16 protein-coding genes are annotated in these 16,596 nt (G+C 42.0%); 6 read left to right on the plus strand and 10 right to left on the minus strand.

Features of this window, described 5'->3' with window-relative positions; genetic code table 11:
• Window positions 1-92: 92 nt before the first annotated feature.
• The 3 genes from BLS14_RS23030 to BLS14_RS23040 all read right to left on the minus strand — a co-directional run bounded on the left by BLS14_RS23030 (window position 93) and on the right by BLS14_RS23040 (window position 3,104).
• The gene (locus tag BLS14_RS23030; RefSeq protein ID WP_306291815.1) at window positions 93-869 is read right to left on the minus strand and encodes a response regulator transcription factor; all 777 of its coding nucleotides are present in this window, start codon (window positions 867-869) and stop codon (window positions 93-95) included.
• Window positions 866-2,698: a cache domain-containing sensor histidine kinase gene (locus BLS14_RS23035; RefSeq protein ID WP_090954128.1), complete on the minus strand. Its 1,833-nt coding sequence runs from the start codon at window positions 2,696-2,698 to the stop codon at window positions 866-868. Before BLS14_RS23035 ends, BLS14_RS23030 begins: the two co-directional genes overlap by 4 nt.
• A gap of 217 nt (window positions 2,699-2,915) precedes the next feature.
• Entirely contained in the window at window positions 2,916-3,104 is a 189-nt protein-coding gene (locus BLS14_RS23040; RefSeq protein WP_064642743.1) for an aspartyl-phosphate phosphatase Spo0E family protein, read from the minus strand.
• 394 nt (window positions 3,105-3,498) lie between these two features.
• On the opposite strand from BLS14_RS23040, the gene BLS14_RS23045 reads away from it, so the two are divergent.
• The 3 genes from BLS14_RS23045 (at window position 3,499) to BLS14_RS23055 (ending at window position 5,717) form a co-directional block, all read left to right on the plus strand.
• Window positions 3,499-4,287, plus strand: a complete 789-nt coding sequence (locus tag BLS14_RS23045) for a nuclear transport factor 2 family protein (protein ID WP_090954130.1) — start codon at window positions 3,499-3,501, stop codon at window positions 4,285-4,287.
• A gap of 223 nt (window positions 4,288-4,510) precedes the next feature.
• Window positions 4,511-4,870, plus strand: a complete 360-nt coding sequence (locus BLS14_RS23050) for a PadR family transcriptional regulator (protein ID WP_090954132.1) — start codon at window positions 4,511-4,513, stop codon at window positions 4,868-4,870.
• Complete coding sequence (locus BLS14_RS23055; RefSeq protein ID WP_090954133.1) at window positions 4,836-5,717, plus strand: permease prefix domain 1-containing protein; 882 nt, start codon at window positions 4,836-4,838, stop codon at window positions 5,715-5,717. Before BLS14_RS23050 ends, BLS14_RS23055 begins: the two co-directional genes overlap by 35 nt.
• A 205-nt stretch (window positions 5,718-5,922) precedes the next feature.
• On the opposite strand, the gene BLS14_RS23060 is transcribed toward BLS14_RS23055, so the two are convergent.
• The 5 genes from BLS14_RS23060 to BLS14_RS23080 all read right to left on the minus strand — a co-directional run bounded on the left by BLS14_RS23060 (window position 5,923) and on the right by BLS14_RS23080 (window position 10,781).
• Complete coding sequence (locus BLS14_RS23060; protein ID WP_090954135.1) at window positions 5,923-6,114, minus strand: aspartyl-phosphate phosphatase Spo0E family protein; 192 nt, start codon at window positions 6,112-6,114, stop codon at window positions 5,923-5,925.
• Between the two features lie 206 nt (window positions 6,115-6,320).
• A complete protein-coding gene (locus tag BLS14_RS23065; RefSeq protein ID WP_143021577.1) occupies window positions 6,321-6,887 on the minus strand; it encodes a hypothetical protein in 567 nt (188 codons plus the stop codon).
• 171 nt (window positions 6,888-7,058) lie between these two features.
• A complete protein-coding gene (locus BLS14_RS23070; RefSeq protein WP_090954139.1) occupies window positions 7,059-7,688 on the minus strand; it encodes a helix-turn-helix transcriptional regulator in 630 nt (209 codons plus the stop codon).
• Window positions 7,689-7,742: 54 nt separating this feature from the next.
• Window positions 7,743-9,122 (minus strand): helix-turn-helix domain-containing protein, encoded by a 1,380-nt coding sequence (locus tag BLS14_RS23075; protein WP_176854711.1) that lies wholly within the window; start codon window positions 9,120-9,122, stop codon window positions 7,743-7,745.
• 264 nt (window positions 9,123-9,386) lie between these two features.
• Window positions 9,387-10,781 carry a hypothetical protein gene (locus tag BLS14_RS23080; protein ID WP_090954143.1) on the minus strand — a complete coding sequence of 465 codons (1,395 nt, stop codon included), beginning with the start codon at window positions 10,779-10,781 and terminating at the stop codon, window positions 9,387-9,389.
• Window positions 10,782-11,049: 268 nt separating this feature from the next.
• Here BLS14_RS23080 and BLS14_RS23085 point away from each other — a divergent pair, with 268 nt between their 5' ends.
• Window positions 11,050-12,174 (plus strand): LLM class flavin-dependent oxidoreductase, encoded by a 1,125-nt coding sequence (locus BLS14_RS23085; RefSeq protein WP_090954145.1) that lies wholly within the window; start codon window positions 11,050-11,052, stop codon window positions 12,172-12,174.
• A gap of 96 nt (window positions 12,175-12,270) precedes the next feature.
• Here BLS14_RS23085 and BLS14_RS23090 read toward each other — a convergent pair whose 3' ends face one another.
• Complete coding sequence (locus tag BLS14_RS23090; protein ID WP_090954146.1) at window positions 12,271-12,852, minus strand: TetR/AcrR family transcriptional regulator; 582 nt, start codon at window positions 12,850-12,852, stop codon at window positions 12,271-12,273.
• A gap of 259 nt (window positions 12,853-13,111) precedes the next feature.
• Between BLS14_RS23090 and BLS14_RS23095 the strand changes: the two genes are divergently transcribed.
• Entirely contained in the window at window positions 13,112-14,317 is a 1,206-nt protein-coding gene (locus tag BLS14_RS23095) for an MFS transporter (RefSeq protein WP_090954148.1), read from the plus strand.
• Between the two features lie 70 nt (window positions 14,318-14,387).
• Here BLS14_RS23095 and BLS14_RS23100 read toward each other — a convergent pair whose 3' ends face one another.
• Window positions 14,388-15,431 (minus strand): alkene reductase, encoded by a 1,044-nt coding sequence (locus BLS14_RS23100; RefSeq protein ID WP_256336640.1) that lies wholly within the window; start codon window positions 15,429-15,431, stop codon window positions 14,388-14,390.
• Window positions 15,432-15,629: 198 nt separating this feature from the next.
• Here BLS14_RS23100 and BLS14_RS23105 point away from each other — a divergent pair, with 198 nt between their 5' ends.
• A complete protein-coding gene (locus tag BLS14_RS23105) occupies window positions 15,630-16,493 on the plus strand; it encodes a LysR family transcriptional regulator (protein WP_090954152.1) in 864 nt (287 codons plus the stop codon).
• The last annotated feature ends 103 nt before the right edge of the window (window positions 16,494-16,596 follow it).

The raw sequence follows: 16,596 nt of genomic DNA on the forward strand, positions 1-16,596 counted from the left end.
TTATGGACTTAGTGGTATACATGTGCAACCAAAGTATAACGAAGGTATCGGCCGCTCATAAATCACGTCAATTACAGAAATGGTATGGTTTTTCAAGAACTACTGAATCGGTCACGATATTCCCCTGCTGTCGATCCCACCTGCTGCTTGAATACCAGCATGAAGTGCTTAGGACTCTGATGCCCGGATAACCTTGCAACATCATAGATTTTGAGCCCTGTGTTAACCAGCAGCCACTTGGCCCGTTCCATACGAGCCTCAGCGATGTATTCGGAGTAATTGGTTCCTGTTGCGTTCTTGAACAGTTGGCTTAGATAGGTGGGGTTCAGATGAACCAGAGCTGCTATGGTCTGAAGTCGCAGATCCCCATCGGGATGCTGCTTGATGTGCTCCTTCACATCTCGGATAATCTTCCGCGTATCTCCGCCGGAGTGCTCTGCTTTCCCAGATGGCTCAGTGACTGGAAGGGTTGAAATGCCATACCTGCGATCCAGCAGCAATTGAATTTTTTGGATGCATAATGCCAGTTCATGTCGTTCAATCGGCTTCAGCAGATAGTTCAATACCCCGTATTCCATCGCCCTGCGTGCATATTCAAACTCTCCGTACCCGCTAATGATGATCATCAGCAGTTCAGGGTACATATCTCTTGCTTTGGATACGAGTGTCAGCCCGTCCATTTCACGCATGCGAATATCCGTGATCAACACATCCGGTACTTCACATCTCAGAAAATCCAGTGCCTCGGCTCCGCTCGAAGCTTCACCTGTTACCTCGAACTGAGGAGCCGCCTGTACAATCAGCTCTCTCAGTCCCTGACGGATGACCGTCTCATCCTCCACAAGCAATACTTTATACATGCGCTTCATTCCCCTTTCGGTTGAAGTTGAATGGATATCGTCACCGCCAGGCCCTGCCCGGGACTGCCATCGACGCTCAGGCCGCTGCCTTCTCCATACATGAGGCGGAGCCTTTGAGAGATATTGTTAAGTCCCAGCCTGTCCCCGGCATGACAACGCAATGCCTCATTGGAAGGCTGCCGAGCAATGGATTCATTTAATTCATCAATCTCCGCCTGAGCCATGCCTTTGCCATTGTCACGCACAATAATCAGCAGCTCATCATCGAATTTCAATGCAGATACCCAGATCACCCCGCCATCCGCCTGCCCTTCAATGCCATGGTAGACAGCGTTCTCCACCAGCGGTTGCAATACCAGCTTAGGAATCAGACACTCTGTAATGGCTTCATCGATGTCATAGATTACCTCCAGCTTGCCGTCATAACGTACCTGTTGAATGCGTACATAGGATTGTACAAAAGCCAGTTCTTCCTGAAGCGGAACCCTCCGGTCCACCTTATCAATCGTATAACGCAGCAGCTTGCCAAGTGCCGTCACCATATCAGACACCTCAGCGTGCTTCTGGCGGACCGCCATCATGTTGATGGACTCCAATGTGTTGTATATAAAATGGGGATTAATCTGGCTCTGTAATGCTGACAACTCCGCCTCTCGCTCTTGAATGCCCAACAGAAATACCTCGTTGAATAGTCGATTGATCTCTTCCATCATTCGGTTAAAACCCCGGCTAATCTGTCCGAACTCATCATTGCTAAAGTGCACTACGCGCTGGCTAAAGTCTCCCTGCTCGACCCGAATCATATTGTGTTTCAATCGAATTAGCGGCCTCGTTATACGGTAGGATAAGAGAACAGCGAGAACTGCTACGGCCGCCATACACAACACAGCGAATCCAAACGTAAACGTGAGCATCTCGCCCGACTCCTTCTGAATAACGGCAATAGGTGTAAGGCTGATCACCGAAAGTCCTGAATAGCTGGAATGGTGCTGTACGTAGAGATAGGGCTTCCCCTCAAGGACAACCTTCTGGTTGCCTGCGTATCCTTGAAGCTGGCCATGTTTTAACAGTTGGTCGTATGCGGACAGACCTCCGGCTGAGGTGCGTTCGAACAGGAGACGCTGCTTGCTGTCGACAATCATCAGGCTCGCATTTTGCTCAAAATTCAGATTGGATAAGAGTTGGCCGAAGGCTTCCAGCCGGATGTCGATCAGAATGTAACCCAGTCGCTGGAGTGTACCCGGATCACGAATCTCACGGGCAACCGATATATACGGCTCTTCACGACTGCCCGTGTAATAGCTTGGTTCGTGTGGAGGAAGCAGACGCCATTCCCCTTCCGAGCCGTTAAGCTCTGCAAACCAGTCATCCTGCCTGCTGTCCCATACCGGATTCACTGCCAGCGAATCCAGATTGGAGAACAAAATGCCGCTGTTGCTGATCAGATGCATGCCACGGATTTCCGGTCGGTCATACGCTTGACCGGACGTGTAGAGCTTCATTTTCAGATAATCATCGGACCGCGCCCATGTACCCGATCCCATCGGAGCATTGTATTTGCCCAGAATGCCAAGCACCATCTGATCATAGAGCGGCAAGAGCGACAAACGTTCGAAGTCCTTGAGCAGCCGATTCAGATTAGTATTAATCTGGCGAACAATATCAATGGTGAACTGCTCCGTCTTGCGATCAATCGTCTGCGAGAAATGCAGGTAATTCACCACTCCCTGCAAGCTTAGCGGCAGCAAGGTCAACGCCAGGAACAACAGAAGCAGCTTGGTGCGCAGATTTATATTTCTTCCGAAATAACCTAGTACCTTGTCCATCATTCCGTTCATCCCTCCCTCTCCCGATCATTGTATGAGCCCCCTTCACAGATCAATCTGAATATAACTGGGGTCATCATATTCAGTTTTAATGATCGTTGGCTATCCTGCCAACCATGGGATTGGTACGGAATTTCAAGATTGAAGCGCAGGTTTCGGGGAAACGCAAAAAAGCCGACTGTATCGCTACAGTCGACTACTCTTCTATTACATAAAAAAACCGACTGCATTATGCAATCGGCTGTCTTTTCATAAAGTGTTTTTTATATTTGAAGCGATTATATTCATTAATTAACTCGTCCAATACCATCGATTGTTGAAGGACTTTGTAGTCTTGCATGCCATGATATTCCGCCAAACGACTTAACTCATGCCTGTTTTGTTCGATTTGGTCTCTAATCTGCTTCGGTTCTCTCACAGCATGCACCCCCTCTTTTTAAAACATTTTAGGATACATTGCCAAAAAATTCATATTTTATTCTCTTGCAAAATAAAATGTTTTCTTACATAACTTTTCAAAGGATTAACGTCTTTTTCAAATCAGAGTTTATTTCAATTTTATCTTTAATCTTTCTAGAGAGATTTTCAAAATAAATTAAAGCTAAACATTTTTTTCCTAATAATTAGAATTAAAATATTATGCAAAAAAATTTAAAATATAGAAAAGGAGGTGTTATTTACCCATTATTCCCAAAAGAGAGGTGAGCGCGAAAAGATCGAAAATAAATATCATTTAAATTGAGATACCATAAATCGAGATTGTTATGAAAAATTAAGCGATTCTATTAAATATCGAGGGGAGACGTTGATCAATGAAAGCTAAATTTTTAGTACCTTTATTATCTTTATCAATTATCGGGGGAGCCGCTTTCTTCTCTAATACATCAACCATTCATGCAACAGAGGACCCACAGGGAGCTGCAAAACTGGTTGTACAAGAGTTTTTCGATGCTATGTCAGAGGAAAAATTCGCAGAAGCTACAGAGTTAGTAGTAGATTTAAGATACCCGAGTAAAGAAAAACAAATTGCAAAGTATGAGCACTATAACTCAGTAAGTGACTTTGAATCAATGAAAATTGTTGATGCGAGCTTAAAGGATGAGGCAAATGTTGTAGTTACTTTTGAAGGTAATGTTTCAGGGATTGATTCCAAAAATGAGATCTACGTTAAAGAAATAGATGAAGAATGGAAATTGATTCTTGGTGATGATGATCCTGCTACTATTGCTGCACTAAATGCTCCGGAATTCACTACCCAAGCTATGGTAGATTACTATTCCTTCACAGGGTTTAACTATGGTAGAGCTCACTACACTATTAATTCCTTTTCTACATTAGGTAATGCCGTTAATCTAATAGGTTGGCAATATGCAGGGACACAATACCATGCCGATGTAACTTATCAAGTGGCTCAAGATTCATTCCTTGGATGGAAGACTCTTGGAAAATCCGAGCCCGTATACGGCAACTATTCATCTGCTGCTGGCGATAGATTCTCTATTTCTTTAACAGGTGTACCCGCCGGTAGCGATTATCACATTCGTATAGTTAATTGGGCTCCAGTCCCTGTTGATGGCGCAGGGAATGTTTATACCAACTAGTAAAAGTTAATTTAGACACCGCCGGAATTAATGTGACCCATAACCCTTACATTCGCGTAAAGGTTGTGGGTCACTTGTTATCAAAAAAAGCTAAAGTTAAATACTAAAATATTGATCCCACCAGATTTAGATCAAATTTCAAATACTTATCTTATGGTCTTGATTTATTTTCAATTTCCTGTTAATTTTACTACATAGAATTACATAGTAGGTGGTGTATAAATTGAAGAATGAAATGATTAAAGGATACATCGATGGTATCATACTATCCATCTTGAGCCAAAGAGATGCATATGGTTATGAGATATCCCAGTATATAAATGAAATAACCTATGGAGAGTTCCAACTTAAAGAAGGGACTCTGTATCCTGCTTTAAAAAGGCTAGAGGCTAATAAGTATATTGAAGGATATTGGGGGGAACAAAATGGTGGCCCAAGACGAAGGTACTACCGAATCATAGAAGAGGGACAGAATAAACTTAAAGCCATTAAATCTTCTTGGATAAAAAACACACATATTATAAATATTTTTTTGGGAGGTACAACTAGTGGATATTCAATCTTATTTAAATCAAGTATTTAGAAATTCCTTTTTATCCAAAAAAGAACGAACGGATTTGACAGAAGAAATGGCTGCACATTTAAATTCATCAAAAGAACGTTATATTAATGAAGGCTGTTCCTCTGATCAAGCAACCAAAAAAGCCTTAGAGTCCTTTGGCAATCCAATAAGTATAAGGGAAAAGTTGACTAAAGAAACTTTCGGCTTATCAAGCAGTGTGATTTTGGGGTTAATCTGCATCAGTGGATTTTTGTTTGTAAGCTCTTTAATTTTAGGAATAATTGCAAACCATTATGGTATTCACAATAGAGTGATTGAACTTTTTCCCGTATTATTTATTACAATTTGTGCAATATGTGGTGCTTTACTGCTTACTCGTAGAAATATAGATAGATTGTGCCTGGTATCAGTTCCCTTTTTATTTGGATTAGGCTATTTACAGGCATACTTAGGACTCTTTAAAAATATGCTAGGCGGGATAGAATCATTTAATCTTTTTGAAAATCTTTTTTTTAGTGGCGCATATGACTTTTCGGGGCGTAGCAGTTTCATGCTTATTGGAGGTTTTATAATAACACTGCAAACCATTGCAATATTTATTCTGAGCAAAAATATTTACATCTCGGTTATGCCTTTCTTATTTTCTGTAATGTATACAATCTCTCACATGTTAGTTATTGGAATGTATTACCTGTTCTTATCTAATGGATTTATTTCACAGGTAACAAATGGGTACAACGTTTTTGTTGCCGGTAATATTCAACGTCTCACTGATATCGGCATAAAGTTAGGAATGTGTATTGTATTATTCCTTATTCTAAACACTATTAAGAAAATCATAGCTAAAAGAACAATGGAGACTGTTTAATAATGTAAACTTCAGATATACTCTTAGCGCGCCTAACTATAACCTTTCTTCTCATAATGAGCAGCGGATCTCATAATACGCCATTGCATCAGGAGTTAATTGAAAGAGGCAGCGAAACCATATTTAGTTTATGGTTTCGCAGTTCTATAAGAGCTGCAATTATTAAGGATAAAATTTCTAAATAATGTTTATTGGAATTGCGTCTTTAATGCTGTTCTTTCTTCATATTAATTGCTGAAGTATATCGGTTAAACTCATTTATCAATTCATCCAAAATCCTGGACTGCTGTAAAACCCTATCATCATGCATGCCATGTCTCTCCACCAAACGGCGCAGCTCTTGTCTACTTTGCTCTATTTGGTCTCTCAGGATTCTCGGCTCTCTCACAGCATGCACCCCTTTTTAAAACAATTTAGAATACATCTTGAATCCTCCAATTTTTTCGTTAAAACCCTTTGTACTTACAAAAACATATGATATTTTGCAGAATTTTGTAAAAATGATTGTTTAGAAAAGATTTTATTTCCATTTTCAGACCTGATTATTGAACAAAAAATAGCCTACTGCAAAAACAGTTGGCTTTTAAATAATTATTTTATAATTTATGCAATATTGTTCGACTGTAATATCTGTTGATATTTAACGTTTATTTCTTCATTAGCAAATCTTCTATATTCCCCATACAGATTTACACATTTTATTAGGTAAGGGTCGTTACTGATATTAATCGAAAGTTCCATACTACTAATTAACGCTTTCATACCTGACTCGTAACTACTCCTACTTAAATAATAAACTGCCAATTCATAAAAAAAATTGACCAGACGTGTGTTCCAATTTTGCTCAGAGTACTCTCCCTCATGTCTCGAACCTATATGAGAAAGATTGATCTTGTCTTTAAACCTCTCCAATATAAAGTTAACATCATATTTAAATCGGTTTGCTGTCTGAACGATATTAAATATGGCAACTAAAATCTCTTCATCCTCTCCTTCATATTCATTTTCTACATGTTCAATGTAGTCCTCAAGAACTTCATTTTGTCCCATCATCAATCTATATAAATAGATGTTTATTTCTCCCCATTTTCTAAATTTCTCTATAAATAAGATATCTTCCTCATTTGGTTCGATTAAAGTTAATTCATAATAAGTACGTGTGCACTCCAAAGCTTCCTCATACTTCCCTATTTTGGAGCAACAAGAAGCCCTCAGAAGCAATGAATAACCTTGGTATACGAAAAGTGGATATACGGTCTTTCTTTTGGTATGAGTAGTATCCTGCTTAATGTGACTCATCATAATTTTTGCTAATCTCTCTAGGTTTATTGTTATTGGATATTATCTATCAAAATTATGCAGAGCAGAGTACAGGTTAGCCAGATCTTTAAGTGCATCCAGCTGATATTCCTCCTCTAAACGATCCACAAAAAGCTCAAATCGAGTGGCTGCCTGCATAGCGATCTTCTGATCACTGCCACAACTGAGCAAAAAAATTCGATATTGACAAAGAGCAAGCCGCTCAGAGTGCTGGTATTTCTCACATTCCGCAACACATTCATATAAAATGAACGCCGCTTGTTTCATCCCTTTGTTGTAAAGGTCCTCAGCAACTTCAAACAATTCTTCAATATAAGAGCGATCATCCGTTACTGATATAATCACCTTTTTAATACAGCCTAGCTTGTTAAGTTCAGCACAGCGATACAGGAACGGCTCCAAACGCCTCCAATGAGGTGCAGCTTCCACAAAACACTCCACACTGTACATTTCATAGAAGTGCCCCTTCTCCAATCCCATCGCAGAAGTAATCTGATCCAGTTGATTCATGGCAAGAGGCCTGCTCCCTTTTATAATAGCACTTAATGTGCCAACATTAACTCCACAGGTATTAGAAAATTGTTGAAGTTTGTACCCTTTCTCCTTGATATAATCCTCTATATGCGAGCGTATCGTAGGTGCAAGTTTCATTCTTCTCACTCCCAACATCATTCACATACTTTCATATGAACTTGTATTTCAAAATTATACTCGTAATTTCTGAAAACTTATTTCCTCTATTAATTGAAAATATACTTTCTGTTGCTCCAAATCGGCATGATCTCTATACTCCCCATACAAATCTATACACTTTATAGTCAAATAATCATCTTGGCTTGAAGATGAAAGCCTCAGAGTATAGAGTAAAGTATCTATTCCAGACTGAAAGTTTCGTTGGCTAAGTCTATACTTGGCAAATTCATAGTTAAACAAAAGAAATCTGTGAATACCAATTTGAGGATTATCCTCACCCTTTAGATGGAAATCAATATGGAACTGTTGGATCTGAGCTTCAAATTTCTCCAATGCAAAATCAATATTAAGTGAATGTTCGTTGGCCACCTGAACAATATTTATGAAGGCAGTTAGGATTTCTTTAGGATTATCCTCAAGGTATTGAAGGTATGAATGAATAACTTCGTGATTCCCAGACATCAGGTTAATTGATAATCGATTCCCTTGAGCCCATATTCGGAATCTTTCTATTATTTCTATTTCTTCCTTTGTTGGATTAGGAATATCAATTACTTTTTCATAAACCTCTGTGTACTTTAATGCTAGTTCGTACTCCTTTCGGGCCTCAAAAACACTTGCTTTTAACAAATTGGCATAAGCTTTATAAGTAAATATAGGATAAAAAGTAGCTCTTTGACCCTTATTTCTCCTAAGTGATTCGTCCTTTAATTGGAAATCACTTTTCCTTTCCAGTTCTTCTGACAAAGAATATACTTTTCCCCATATATTCAGAGCATTATATACATTGGCTAATTCTTTTATAGCATCCAGTTGTATTTCTTCATTTAGTTTCTCTACATAAGGTTCTAATCGAATCGCCGCATTCAAATTATTGAATTTGTTTAACGTCTTGTTAATTAGGAAAATACGGTACTGGCATAATGCCAACCGCTCAGAGTGCTGGTATTTCTCACATTCCGCAACACATTCATATAGAATAAGTGCCGCTTGTTCAAACTCTTTCCTGTAGAAATCCTCAGCTACCTTAAACAATTCGTCAATGTACGATCGATCATCAGTAACCTGTATAACCACTTTCTTTATACAATTTAACTTGTTCAACTCAGCACAATTATACAGGAACGGCTCTAGCCGTCTCCAATGAGGTGCAGCTTCCACAAAACATTCCACGCTGTACATTTCGTAAAAGTATCCTTGTTCAAGCCCCATTCCAGACGTAATCTGATCTAATTGGTTCATGGATATGGACCTGTTCCCTTTGATTATGGCACTTAGCGTGCCAACATTGACGCCAGTGACTTCAGAGAACTGTTGTAGTTTATATTTATGCTCCTTCATGTGGTTCTCAATATATGTGCGTATCGTAGGTGCAAGTTTCAATTCTTCCACCCCCAATTATCCAAATTCCCTTATGATTCATTCAATTATAATAAATGTAATTTTAATCCTGTATTTAACAATGGTCAATCATTAGATACATAAAACGAGCGTTCTATTTCCATATTTCAGGAAAAAAAACGCTCGTTAAGAAGAAAGCCAATTTACTACATTACATATCAAAACCCCTAATATCCGCCTGTCCCGTGACTAAAAAAAGCATTTATCGTCGTAGAATCAATACCTCCAGTAAAACCAGAGAATAAAAGGAATGAACTAAAAAGCATTAATACTAACATTGCTTTTTTTATCATATCGACCATAGACCTCCTTGATAAGACTATTATAATTTAATTTTACTGATTCCGTCGCTTGCATTCTGTACTCTTCAAATAAACCCACACAATATATTATTGTAGAATCATCTTTGATTTTATGAGCAGATGCTAAACATGTTAACAGACTTCTAAATCCTTCTTCATATCGTTCCTTAGACAACTGATAAAACGCTAATTCCGCCCAAAATTTAGTATATCTATCATCTTTAATTTGAGCAATATAGCTACTTTCATGATTACGATCCTCAAACAACATATGAATATATAAATCGAATCTTCTAAGAGCGTGGTCTACATTCAGATTGTATGAATTCGAAGCTTCCATGATCTTAACTAACCCAAGAAGAGTTTCATTTTCGTTCTCTTCAATAATATCTAAATAAGTATTTAGTGCCTCGTAATCACCTAACATCAATTTATAGAGATAGGTATTAATTTCAGCCCAATTTTGAAATCGTTTAATAAATATAAGATCCTCAGAAGTAGGTTTTTCAATTTCAAAATTCGCATAAAGAGCTGTCTGACTCAATGCCTTTTCATAATCTTTACGCTCCCCCCATACATTAGACATCAATAAATATGCGTATGATTTATAGGTGAATAAAGGATGTTTGGAAGTCCTCTGTTGTTCCAAACCCTTTTTCTTTTTTTTATATTGTTCTAAAAATTCAACTCGTTGCTCTAGTTCACTGGCTAATTGAAATACCTTATCCCAATGGCACAATCCACTATATGTATTAGCCAATTCTCTTATCGCATCCAGTTGCCGCTCTTCATCAAGCCTATTAATATATGGCTCGAAGTGCACGGCTGCCCTGAGATTTTCATGCTGATCCTGACCCAGAGATAGTGTGAAAATACGATACTGACACAATGCGAGACGTTCCGAGTGTTGGTACTTCTCACACTCCGCAACGCATTCATATAACATGCGGGCCGCTTTCTTTTGTCCTCGTTCAAGCATGCCTTCTGCCATCTCAAATAATTCGGAAATATAGGAGCGGTCATCCGTCACTTGCTGGATTACCCTCTGAATACATTCGAGCTTGTCCAGCTCGGCGCAACGTTGCAGAAAAGGTTCCAGTCTTCTCCAATGTGGTGCAGACTCCACAAAACACTCAGCGCCGTAAATTTCGTAGAAATGGCCTTCTTCCAGCTTCATGCCTTTGGTAATCAAATCCAGTTGAGCCATGGCGATTGGCCGCGTCCCTTTGATGATCGCACTTAACGTTCCAGCGTTCACACCCGATATATCGGCAAAGTATTGCAGGGTATAGCCCTGTTTCCTGATGTAGTCCTCAATAAAGGAGCGTATCGTAGTTGTAGGTTCCATGTCTCCCACCTCCACAATGAAAATCCATAAATTTGAATTTATATGATATGCACAATTTTAATCCTAAATTTTACAGCGGTCAATAAAAATCGTGGCAATTTCCTGCCCATTTGTCTAGGTTTGGGCAGCTTTAATCCGCCTTATAGAAAAAATCCATTAGAAGAATGCATGGCAACATGGTAAAGTTAGTTTTAGCTTGAATATCCTACTATTTCCATAGGATTAGACAACCCAGTGCTTTTCCAATCCAATCCAAGGGGATGGTTAGATGAAATTTGCCTTATTTAGTCTCATGATGAATCTTCCAAATGCCGTAACTGGTGAATCACTAACAACACAACAGAAGTTTCACAACATTTTGGAACAAGCCAAGCTGGCCGAACGGCTGGGGTTCGATGCATATGGGATCGGTGAGCGGCATGGCGCACCTTTTCTGTCTTCCTCACCTCCCGTTGTGCTGACCGCCGTCGCTGCTGCGACTTCACGTATCCGGTTGCTAACAACGGTCACTGTTCTCAGTATACTTGATCCGGTACGGGTTGCCGAGGATTATGCCACGCTGGATCAATTATCGGGCGGACGTCTGGAGATGATCATCGGGAAAGGCAATGATCCTCGGCACTATCCCCTGTTTGGTATTAGCGAAGAGGAACAATGGGATTCACTCGGTGAACGCTACAAACTGCTGAAACGGCTGTGGACTGAAGAGAATGTAACCTGGCAGGGAACGTATCGCCCTCCCCTTCAAGAGGTTACCACTCAGCCTAGACCGCTTCAGCAATCCATTCCGATCTGGCATGGTAGCGCATCGAGCACCCGCTCTACCGAGCTTGCAGCTAAGTATGGCGAACCGATATTTAGCTCGAATTCCTTCCACCCACAGGCAAAATACAAAGCGTTAATTGACCATTACCGGGAGCGTCTCGATTATTATGGTCATGATGCGAACCGAGCGGTGATTGGCTCCGGGGCAGGTAGCCTATACCTCGCGAATACACGCGAAGAAGCGATCCGGCGTTATACGCCTTATTATGAGGCCTTTCATGCTACGGCCGCTGCGCAGCACAACCAGTCGCCTTTTAAGGACCTGGAGGATAACATTGCGCATGGCCCTGTACTGATTGGTAGTCCAGAGCAGGTCATTGAGAAAATCCTCAATTACCATGCCGCATATGGACATCAGGTACTGAGTATCAGCGTGGATGGACTCAGCCATGCGGAGCAGCTGGAGCAGGTAGAACGCTTCGCCCAGGATGTAGCGCCAGTGTTACGACGCGAAATCCCCAGTTTCATATGGAACGATCCCCCGCTCTTGAACGAATCTCTTCCTTCTTCCACTTCGCATTCTCCTGATTCATGGCCCCCTGCCATCTCACCGATCTTCCAGGTATAGTTCTCAGTTCTCCACACATTCCCCATTCATCCACAAGCCTTTTGCATCCAGGGTGATTCTTGCGAATCGCCCTATCCCTCCCCCAGATGTCTTTCTCTATGATCGAGATTTAATACCTTCAAACAAGGAAATCAACGAACGTTGCACGAATTCAGTATCTATCGATTGGCCAGTCACTAACATGCGATAGAACATCGCTCCATAGACGAGGTCTATGCACAGTCCGATGTCACAATCCTTTTTCAACTGTCCCCGTTCTATACCTTTTTCAAAAATCCCCCACGCTTCGCGCCGACGAGGCTGAATGTATCTGGTTCGGTATTCTTCTGCAAGCCCTGGATCAGACTGTCCCTCTCCGACAATCTGTGTGATCACTTTTCCTTCCCGGCTGCTCAAAAAATCAACCAGATTGCTCGCATGAATACGCACATCCTCAAATACCGATCCTGTATCCGGTACAGGCAATCTTGCCGTTGCCGCAGACATGTACCCATCCATAATGACAGCACCTTTATTAGGCCACCATTTATATATCGTTGCTTTGCTCACCTTAGCACGTTCAGCAATTTTTTCGATCGTAACCGCTCCGAAGCCATGTTCCAGTAATAATTCATAGGAAGCTGCAAGAATCGCATTCTGGGTTTCCACATTGCGGGGACGCCCTCTTTTGGCTGTCATCATAAGCCCTCCTTGGTGTAACCAATGCATCTGTAATTCATAAAAACTATACGTTCATTATACTAAAACACCGATACATTAAACAATTTCGTTCTTACTTTACTTCGACATGAAAAAAGTTCCCACGCCTATTTACAATACTAAACGTTTAGTTTATTATATGCTTACGATTAGTAAACGCACCGTTTAGTAATTAACAATTTCAATACAAGTTCACTTTAATAAAAAATAATTTGAGAACATGTGGAGGGTGATACTCATGGATATGCAAACTGATGTGAAGGCAAATTCAGTTCCAAGGTGGTTGATTTTACTTTTGGCTGCGGCGTGCGGGCTGATTGCGGCAAACCTGTATTATGCACAGACGGTTATAGGACCAATCGGCGTTACAACAGGGCTTTCCTCTGCTGCTGCAGGACTGATTGTGACGTTAACACAGATCGGTTATGTTATTGGCCTGCTGTTTATCGTTCCGCTTAGTGACATTCTGGAGAATAAGCGACTGGTAACTTTTTTCCTCATCATTCTAGTCGTTGCATTGATTGCCGCTGCCTTCTCTTCCCATGCCGTATTATTTCTGACTGCTTCCCTCGTCATCGGGATCAGTTCAGTCGTTGCGCAAATTCTGGTTCCTTATGCCACCTACCTCACTTCGGAGGAGCAACGCGGACGGGTTGTCGGCAATGTGATGAGTGGTCTGCTGTTGGGCATCATGCTGGCTCGGCCTGTCGCCAGTTTTATTACGAGCCTGCTCGGCTGGCAAGCGGTCTTTGTCTTCTCGGCAATCGTTATCGGATTGCTTACACTGCTCCTGTCACGCGCACTTCCTGCACGTCAGCCACAACCTGCGATGAAGTACGGACAATTAATTCTGTCATTGGGCTCCCTGCTCAAAACATTTCCCATGCTTCGCCGCCGAGCCCTCTATCAGGCCAGTCTGTTTGGCGCCTTCAGCTTGTTCTGGACTACAGTTCCCTTGCAGCTCGCCAATGAGTACGGCATGTCCCAACAGGGAATTGCCTGGTTTGCACTGGCTGGTGTTGGGGGTGCCATCGCAGCACCTATTGCCGGAAGATGGGCGGATAAAGGTTTAACCCGCATATTAACCGGACTCGCCATGGTTATCGCGGCTGCATCTTTTGGGCTCGCCTATCTGTTCCAGGGTCACTCTACTGCTAGCCTTATTCTGCTTGTGGTCGTTGCCATCACGCTGGATATGGCGGTTTCGGGTAATTTGGTGCTGGGACAGCGCATTATCTATTCGTTGAGCGAAGCAAGAGGACGCGTAAACGGGATATTTATGTCGATCTTTTTTGTAGGTGGCGCAATTGGATCATCTCTTGGCAGTTGGTCCTACGCGCATGGAGGTTGGAGTCTCACGACATTGATTGGTCTGTTAATGCCTCTGCTTGCACTCGTATACTACTTAACGGAAAAGAAAGTCACCGTCGTCAGTAACCCATAACCATCCTTCCATACGTAAACAAAGGGCAGAGTGATCTTTAAGATCAGCTTCTGCCCTTTTCTTTCTACATTCACACCAACACAGTCAGATGTGCATTGGCATCATACTTGATCAATTGCTGCCCCGTACGCAATTTTTGCACCAGATCAGGATTGGCGATAAACGGTCTGCCGAACGCTGCCAAATTAATGCTCCGATTTTGTACAGCCTGTTCTGCTGTGTTTGCCTCAAGATCGCCTACGCCAACGATGATACCTTCCCACTGCTCGCGAATCGCCTCATGGAAATTTTGTTCCCCATCCCAGACTCTGGTGTACCGATCTGTTGAAGGATGTAGGATTGTAATGCCTGTCTCGCGGAAAAGACTCAGATAGGCATTCAGCACTCCAGCCTTGTCTGACCAGACATAGGAAGGGTCATCATCTTTTTTCTCGGAAAATCGTACCGATATGCGATCCACGCTGATTTCTTTTTGGACTGCAATAATGATCTCCTTCAGAAAACGCAATCGACTCTGGATATCGCCTCCGTATTCGTCTGTTCTGTGGTTCGTCTTCTCATTGATAAACTGGTCGATCAGATAACCATGCGCTGCATGCAGCTCAATTCCGTCAAATCCAGCCAGTACCGCATTGCGGGCAGCCGTTTGAAATTGTTGAACGGTATCCCGGATATCCTGCACACTCATAGCTTGGGGTATCTGATATGGCTTATGCAATTTATGGACTCTTCCTTGAGCCGGAATGCTTGAAGGTGCTAGTGGCGGGGTACCGATCAGATCGGAGTGAGACAGTCTGCCCACATGCCACAGCTGAGCGATGATGTTCCCTCCGTGTTTATGGACGGCATTCGTTACTTTTTTCCATGAAGCGGTCTGTTCAGCCGTATATAATCCGGGGATACCATAGGTTCCTTTGCCTGCCAGCGAGGGATTGATACCCTCTGTAATGATCAACCCTACGCCATCCCTGGCACGTCGCTCGTAATACGCCACCATCTCTTCCGTCGCAGTCCCATCCTGATCATTGGCAAACCCTCGGGTAAGAGGTGCCATCACTAATCTGTTTCTCAAATGCCATTCGTTGATCGTCACCGGACTCAGTAATGTAGACATATTTCTCATCACAACTCCTTCTCCATTGTCAGCGTTTTGCATGATTCCATTGCTCTGTAAAAGCTGTTGATAACGATATTGTAAGCCGGCATATATATATCGTAAAATGATTGAAATATATAGATGTATCTCTCATAGAGATACCTAACACTTCACTTCACTTCACTTCATTTCATTACAACTCAGGAGGCCAGAGCCATGGAACTCTCGGATATCGATATTATTCTCGCGGTGGCAAGGTCCGGCAAAATCTCACAGGCCGCCAAAGAATTGAATTATGCACAATCCAACGTCACCACACGCATCAAAAAACTGGAACAGGAATATCAGGTTCAGTTGTTTAACCGTTTTCCCAAAGGGGTGGTGCTGACTTCCAAAGGAGAACAATTTATCCAGTATGCAACACGCATCCGTGACCTGTTAAACGATCTGGAGCAGGATATGACTGATCCCGGTGAGCCTTCAGGCACGTTAAAAATCGGGATTGTGGAGACGGCAGCATCCAGCCGGTTCATGGAGATTCTCAATGAATACCAAGTGACCTATCCCGAGGTCTCCATCTCGCTTGTGAATGCCACTTCACCCAAAGTGCTGCGCAAGAAAATACAGGAATACGAGATTGATGGTGCCTTTATTAGTGGTGCGTGTGTAAAAGAGGGTCTGAAAGTGGAATATGAAATGCAGGACACGGTGCATATCATCTCCAAAAGGATGGACGTTCCACCCGAAAGCCTGTGTCAGGTTTCGTGGGTCGTTTTCCCAAAAGGCTGCCCATACCGTGAAATTACGGAGGAATATTTGCAGGAAGAAGGTTTGTCTGCTCGCAATATGATTGAAGTCAGCACGATGGATAACCTGCTTAGCTGTGTGGAGTCGGGAATTGCTTTTACCATTATGCCTTGCAGCGTTATTCACAAGAAACCGGATGAGTTCTCTGTATTTGATCTGGCCGAACGATTCACACATACCACAACGACCTTTGTCCGGGGTGAGGATCGATACGTCAGCAGCGCGCTGGATCAATTTGTGAAGCTGCTGAATCAGAAGTGCATTACATTTTGAAATAACATTGCGTTGCTCTCGGGTTATAAGAATTTTTAATATTAGCCGAGCCATACGATGAACGCCTTACAAAAAAATCTTTAAACTCAAAGAGAAGGCAGGC

Origin of the sequence: Paenibacillus sp. OK060, from assembly GCF_900101205.1 — a bacterium.
Classification (GTDB): Bacteria; Bacillota; Bacilli; order Paenibacillales; family Paenibacillaceae; genus Paenibacillus; species Paenibacillus marchantiae.

Bases quoted from the DNA above. Each gene is read 5' to 3' on its own strand.
- BLS14_RS23030 (WP_306291815.1), bottom strand. From the start codon at position 869: ATGAAGCGCATGTATAAAGTATTGCTTGTGGAGGATGAGACGGTCATC.
- BLS14_RS23035 (WP_090954128.1), bottom strand. From the start codon at position 2,698: ATGAACGGAATGATGGACAAGGTACTAGGTTATTTCGGAAGAAATATA.
- BLS14_RS23045 (WP_090954130.1), top strand. From the start codon at position 3,499: ATGAAAGCTAAATTTTTAGTACCTTTATTATCTTTATCAATTATCGGG.
- BLS14_RS23070 (WP_090954139.1), bottom strand. From the start codon at position 7,688: ATGAAACTTGCACCTACGATACGCTCGCATATAGAGGATTATATCAAG.
- BLS14_RS23080 (WP_090954143.1), bottom strand. From the start codon at position 10,781: ATGGAACCTACAACTACGATACGCTCCTTTATTGAGGACTACATCAGG.
- BLS14_RS23085 (WP_090954145.1), top strand. From the start codon at position 11,050: ATGAAATTTGCCTTATTTAGTCTCATGATGAATCTTCCAAATGCCGTA.
- BLS14_RS23090 (WP_090954146.1), bottom strand. From the start codon at position 12,852: ATGACAGCCAAAAGAGGGCGTCCCCGCAATGTGGAAACCCAGAATGCG.
- BLS14_RS23095 (WP_090954148.1), top strand. From the start codon at position 13,112: ATGGATATGCAAACTGATGTGAAGGCAAATTCAGTTCCAAGGTGGTTG.
- BLS14_RS23100 (WP_256336640.1), bottom strand. From the start codon at position 15,431: ATGTCTACATTACTGAGTCCGGTGACGATCAACGAATGGCATTTGAGA.
- BLS14_RS23105 (WP_090954152.1), top strand. From the start codon at position 15,630: ATGGAACTCTCGGATATCGATATTATTCTCGCGGTGGCAAGGTCCGGC.